Source organism: uncultured Campylobacter sp. (assembly GCF_937997595.1).
Lineage (GTDB): Bacteria > Campylobacterota > Campylobacteria > Campylobacterales > Campylobacteraceae > Campylobacter_B.
This window is the reverse complement of record NZ_CALKTS010000113.1, coordinates 1-5487: the sequence shown is the minus strand read 5'-3', so window position 1 is coordinate 5487 and position 5487 is coordinate 1. Positions and strand designations below refer to the sequence as shown.

The 5487-nt window shown below is 47.2% G+C and carries 4 protein-coding genes; 3 read left to right on the top strand and 1 reads right to left on the bottom strand.

Annotated features, from left to right (window positions below; translation table 11 throughout):
• On the bottom strand, positions 1-1025 hold a 1025-nt coding region (gene dctP, locus Q0614_RS03995), incomplete at its 3' end, for a TRAP transporter substrate-binding protein DctP (protein WP_298786703.1).
• A 121-nt stretch (positions 1026-1146) separates the two neighbouring features.
• Between dctP and Q0614_RS03990 the strand changes: the two genes are divergently transcribed.
• The 3 genes from Q0614_RS03990 (at position 1147) to Q0614_RS03980 (ending at position 5225) form a co-directional block, all read left to right on the top strand.
• Positions 1147-2493 (top strand): FAD-dependent oxidoreductase, encoded by a 1347-nt coding sequence (locus Q0614_RS03990; RefSeq protein WP_298786701.1) that lies wholly within the window; start codon positions 1147-1149, stop codon positions 2491-2493.
• A 302-nt stretch (positions 2494-2795) separates the two neighbouring features.
• A complete protein-coding gene (gene pyk / locus Q0614_RS03985) occupies positions 2796-4265 on the top strand; it encodes a pyruvate kinase (protein ID WP_298786699.1) in 1470 nt (489 codons plus the stop codon).
• A gap of 9 nt (positions 4266-4274) precedes the next feature.
• Positions 4275-5225: a hypothetical protein gene (locus tag Q0614_RS03980; RefSeq protein WP_298786697.1), complete on the top strand. Its 951-nt coding sequence runs from the start codon at positions 4275-4277 to the stop codon at positions 5223-5225.
• Positions 5226-5487: the final 262 nt, after the last annotated feature.

The following is a 5487-nucleotide window of genomic DNA, read 5'->3' as shown; positions in this document are numbered from 1 at the left end:
CCCATCTTCGTCCACGTTCTAGCTTTAGCTAAAAACGCCTTTTGGCTCTCCCAAATCTCTTTGAAATCGGGATTTTTCTCGCTTTCTTCGGCTAGAATTTCATCCGTCGCTTTGCGAAGCGCACGCATAATCTCAGGTGAAAAAGAGCGAATCTGAACGTTCGGATATTTCTTTTTGATCTCGTCCCAAATTATTACATTTTTATAAAACGTCTCGTTTTCTGCGTATTCGCGCGCCTTTGCGATCGAAGCCTCTAGGATATTTTGCAAGTCTTTAGGAAGCTTCTGCCAAGTTTGTAGATTTATCACAATCTGCTGCTCGCTAGCGGGTTCTTGCCATCCCGTATAATAGTAATTTGCGACCTTGTGAAAGCCTAGAGGTATATCAAAGCTAGGACTTGCCCACTCGACCGCATCGATGGTGCCCATCTCTAGCGCCATATATAGCTCACCTACCGGTATCGTAGCGACTGCGACGCCAAGGCGGCTCATAACCTCCCCGCCAAAGCTTGGAATTCTAAATTTAAGCCCTTTTAAATCATCTAGCGTATTAATCTCTTTTTTAAACCAACCACCCATCTGCATGCCACTATTTAGGATATTAAAGACCTTTAGATTGCTTTTAGCATAGAATTTATCGGCTAGCTCCTTGCCTCCGCCGAAGTAATACCAAGCGTGTTGCTCATCTTTCGTCATACCAAAAGGCACCGTCGTAAACAGCATATTTGCGCTATTTTTACCTTTATAATAGTAGCTCGCAGTATAGCCTAAATCGTATTGTCCGTTTTTAACCATATCATAGATCGCAAAAGGTGCTTTATGTTTGCTAGGCGCGTCGATGCTGATTTTTAGTCTGCCATCAGACATACTATCTGCAAGATCTGCCATCCGCTTGGCGACATCGCCTACGATAGGCATACTAAGCTCGTAAGTCTGAGCTAGCTTAAGGCGATAAACTTTCTTATCTGCGCCCCACAGCGACGTGGCTATAATCAAACTTAATCCGACAAGAATCGATTTTTTCATATACTACTCCCAAAATGAAATGGTGCGAATTTTATATAAAATCATCTAAATTCACGCTTTTATAACTAGCTTTTAAGCGAAATTTTCGCACAATTGTAGCCAAATTCGATAAGGAAAGGGCATGCAAGAAAAACATTACGAAGTAATCATCATAGGCGGCGGTATCACGGGCAGCGCGCTAGCGTACGTGCTGGCAGAATTTAGCGGGATCAAAAATATCGCTCTACTTGAAAAATACGAAGGGCTTGCGACGCTAAATTCTAAAGCCAGCGCAAACTCTCAGACGATTCATTGCGGCGACATCGAGACCAACTACGACCTGCAAAAAGCGACCGAAGTCAAGCGCAAGGCGGATATGATCGTGAAATATTGCCAAAAGCACGGATATGAGAATAAATTTTTATTTCAGGGGCAGAAAATGGCTCTTGGCGTGGGCGAAAGCGAGATAGAGCTAATTAAAGACCGATTTGAGAAATTTAAAGAGCTTTATCCGTATCTGCAACTTTTCGGCAAGGAAGCACTTAAGAAAATTGAGCCCAAGCTAGTTTTTGACGGACGCGGCGAGGAGCGAGCGGAGGATATCGTAGCAATGGGCGTGCAATCGGGAGTTTACACGACGATCGATTACGGCGCGATGGCGAATTCCTTCGTGCAAAACGCTAAAAACGTGGAGGGCAAAACCTGCGATCTGTACCTAAACACCGAAGTGCAAAACATCACTAAAGTAGGCGATAAGTTCTATATCCGCACAGCAAATAGACTCTCGCTAAGCTCCGATTTCGTAGTCGTAGATGCAGGCGCCCACTCGCTGTGGCTGGCGCACAAAATGGGGCTTGGGCAGGATCTTAGCACGATCTGCATCGCGGGCAGCTTTTATCTAACCAAGCAAAAACTTCTAAACGGCAAGGTTTACATGGTGCAAAACCCAAAGCTTCCATTTGCCGCGCTTCACGGCGACCCCGATCTTTTGGCGGACGGCTGCACGAGATTTGGCCCTACCGCACTTACGCTACCGAAGCTCGAGCGCTACAAGGGCTGTCGTTCGGTGCCGGAATTTTTTCAATCATTAAATTTTGACATGGACGTAGCCAAGGTCATTTGGCAAAATTTTGGCGATAGCGAGGTAAGGGACTTCTTAATCCGCAATATAGGCTTTGAGATACCGATTTTAGGTAAAAAGCTTTTCGTCAAAAATGCGCGCAAGATCATACCTAGCATCCGCGAGGAGGATATTTATTATGCCAAGGGCTTTGGCGGCGTGCGCCCGCAAGTAATCTCACACTCGCAAAAAAAGCTGCTTTTAGGCGAAGCAAGAATAGGCGAAAATCCGGGGATTATCTTTAATATGACCCCAAGCCCCGGCGCTACGAGCTGCTTAGGCAACGCACTTCGCGACGCAAAAAGTGCTTGCGAATATTTAGGAGCGAGCTTTGATGATGCAAAATTTGACGCGGAAATGATGCAATAAAGAGGAATTTTTAAATTTTGCTCGGGCAAAAATTTTAAAATTTTACTTCGGCGAGGATTTTAAAATTTTGCTCGCGCTTCACATCTAGAGAGTTTTAAAATTTCATTCAAACGCAGATTTTTAGAATTTAACCTGCACTGCAAGCTATGAAATTTTAAAATTTCGCCGTGCCTTAGGAATTCTAAAATTCTCTCGAGCCATAAAATTTTAAAATTCCTTTGCCTAGCAAATTTAGAAATTTCAAAATTTCACGTAAAATTTCGCCTAATGCGGCGATAAATTTTAAATTTAAAGGAGAAAAGATGCTTAAAAAAACCAAAATTTTAGCGACCATCGGACCCGCAAGCGACAGCGAAGAGATGATGAGCGCGATGGTAAAGGCGGGCTGCAACGCCTTTAGGATGAACTTCAGCCATGGCACGCACGAGTATCACGAGGCAAATTTAAACAAAATCCGCGCCGTAGAAAAGAGCCTAGGCGTGCGCGTAGGCGTCTTTCAGGACATCAGCGGTCCAAAGATCCGCGTCGGCAAACTCGAGGAAAATTTTAAACTAAAAACGGGCGATAAAATCACCTTCCTTCCTCGCGAAATGATCGGCAAAAAGACCGCGGAAGGCGAATACGAGCTGTGTATCAACCACCCAGAAATTTTGCCGCTGATGAAGGCGGGCGAGTTTATCTACCTCTACGACGGCTCGATCCGCGCCAAGGTAGTCGCGGTAAGCGAGCAAGGCGTGCGAGCGGTGCTTGAAAACGACGGCTTTTTAAGCTCGAATAAGGGGGTGAACTTCCCAAACACCCGCCTAAATATCGACGTCATCACGCAAAAAGACCTCGAGGATCTGCGCTGGGGCGCGGCGCACGGCGTAAATTTCGTAGGCATCTCCTTCGTGCAGTCGCAAAACGACATCCTGCGCGTGCGCGAAATTTTAAACTCGCTGGGCTCAAAAGCTAAAATTTACGCCAAGATCGAGAAATTCGACGCGGTCGAAAATATAGAGCAGATCATCGAAGCAAGCGACGGCATAATGGTCGCGCGCGGAGATCTAGGCATCGAAATGCCGTTTTATGAGATCCCGCGCATCCAAAAGCGCATCATCGCGTTAGCCAACGCCCGTTCAAAGCCCGTCATCACTGCAACGCAGATGATGCTTAGCATGACCGAGCACGAGCGCGCCACCAGAGCCGAGATCAGCGACGTCGCAAACGCCGTGCTCGACGGCACCGACGCCGTGATGCTAAGCGAGGAAAGCGCTATCGGCAAAAACCCCGCAGCCGTGGTCGCCGCGATGAGCGAGACGATCCGCGAGACCGAAAAGATCTATCCTTACGACAAATTTAACGATTACGATTTCTACGACGAGACCGATATGATCACTTCAAGCACAGCAGCTCTTGCCGCAAGGCTGGGCGCGGGCGCGATACTTTCGATCACGGGCTCGGGGCGCTCGGCGATCAAACTCGCACGTAACCGCGCCAAAATCGACATCATCGCAATCGCACACGACGAGCAGACCGCGCACGCGCTAAGTCTCGTGTGGGGCGTAAATCCAGCGATGGTTAAGGAAAAAACGAGCATCAACTCGCTGCTCGCACGTATCATAAGCGAGGCTCTGCAGCGGGGGCTCATCGAAGAAGGCGGCACCTACGTGATGACGGCGGGCTTTCAAAGCGGCCATCCGGGCAGCACCGACTATATCCGCATCATCAAAAAAGATCAGATCGATTTCTACCGCGACGCGGCAAAAACGGGCTTTAGCGGTAAAATTTGAAAAATCAAAATGTCAAAGTCCATTAAAATCAAAGAATCGCGGTTAAATTTAACCCCTTGCTATGAACTAACGCCAAAAGAGGCGCGAGAGCTCGTCAGCATCGGCATCACCGAGCGCGGCGAGATATATTTTCTATGCGAGGATGCGGGCGAATACGTCATAAAATTTATGCAAGATGGGCGGCTGCGCGAGATAAAAACCGGCGCGGACGAAAACGGCTACCACTTCGCCGTGTCCGTGGATTTTCCAAGCCGTTGGGCGCTATTAAACGCTCGCTCGCGCTACGATGAGAAGCTAAAACGCAGCGAGGAAAATTTAAAATTTATCGATGAGCTGGGCGCCCGGACGGGCAAAATTTGCGTGGGCGACGGCATAGCAAAGATCATAGCACAAGGCAGGCGGCTCTACGTTTCATATTTTGGCGACGGGCTCTTCGGCAACTTCGGCGGAGACGAGTGCGAACTCGCCGTTTGGAACGAGGCGGGCGAAAAGCTCTATGGATTTGACCTCAGCCGGATTCACGACTGCTACGCGATAAATCTATTTGGCGGCGCGTGCTACGCGCACTATTGCAGTAGCTTTGATTTCGTGCGTATCAAGGACGGGCAAGCCACGGCGTATACTCCGAAAATCAGTTCTTACAAACCGGGCTCCGCGGCTATTGAAACGTGCGAGTTAGAATTTTTAAAGAGCGATTATATTTTTGCGAGCCGCGACTTCGCGCTAAATGAGCGAAGCGTGCTGTTTTACCCGGCTGATAACGACAAAGATGAGCTGTTTTTGTTTAAATTTAAAGGCGAAACGCTAGAATTCGACAGAAAAATCAGCCTAAATTTTCTCGGCGCAGACTGCTCGAAAAATAACAAAAATGAGGGCTACGGCTCGTACGGGAACGGCGAATATTTAGCTCTTTTAAAAGGCGCCAAAATTTATAAAATTTGCGTGAGCGAGCTAAATTGAAATGTAAATTTAGCAGCTAATGGCGTCTAAATTTAGCCGCGTAAAGCGTCGGGCTAAAGCCAAATCAAAAGAAAATAGAGTCGCCACAAAATAAAATTCCACAAAAATATATTCGTTAAAAATCAAGCTCGCGCTCTTAAATTTCAAGGTATAATTACGAAACAAATCTACAAAATTTAACCGAAGGAGAGACCATGAAAAAATTTCGTTCACTGCTGCTGTGTGCGGCGGCGGCTGCTACTTTGAGCGCCCAGGGTGAGGA

Excerpts from the sequence above, each read along its gene's own strand:
- Q0614_RS03990 (WP_298786701.1), top strand. The coding sequence starts at position 1,147 with ATGCAAGAAAAACATTACGAAGTAATCATCATAGGCGGCGGTATCACG.
- pyk (WP_298786699.1), top strand. The coding sequence starts at position 2,796 with ATGCTTAAAAAAACCAAAATTTTAGCGACCATCGGACCCGCAAGCGAC.
- Q0614_RS03980 (WP_298786697.1), top strand. The coding sequence starts at position 4,275 with ATGTCAAAGTCCATTAAAATCAAAGAATCGCGGTTAAATTTAACCCCT.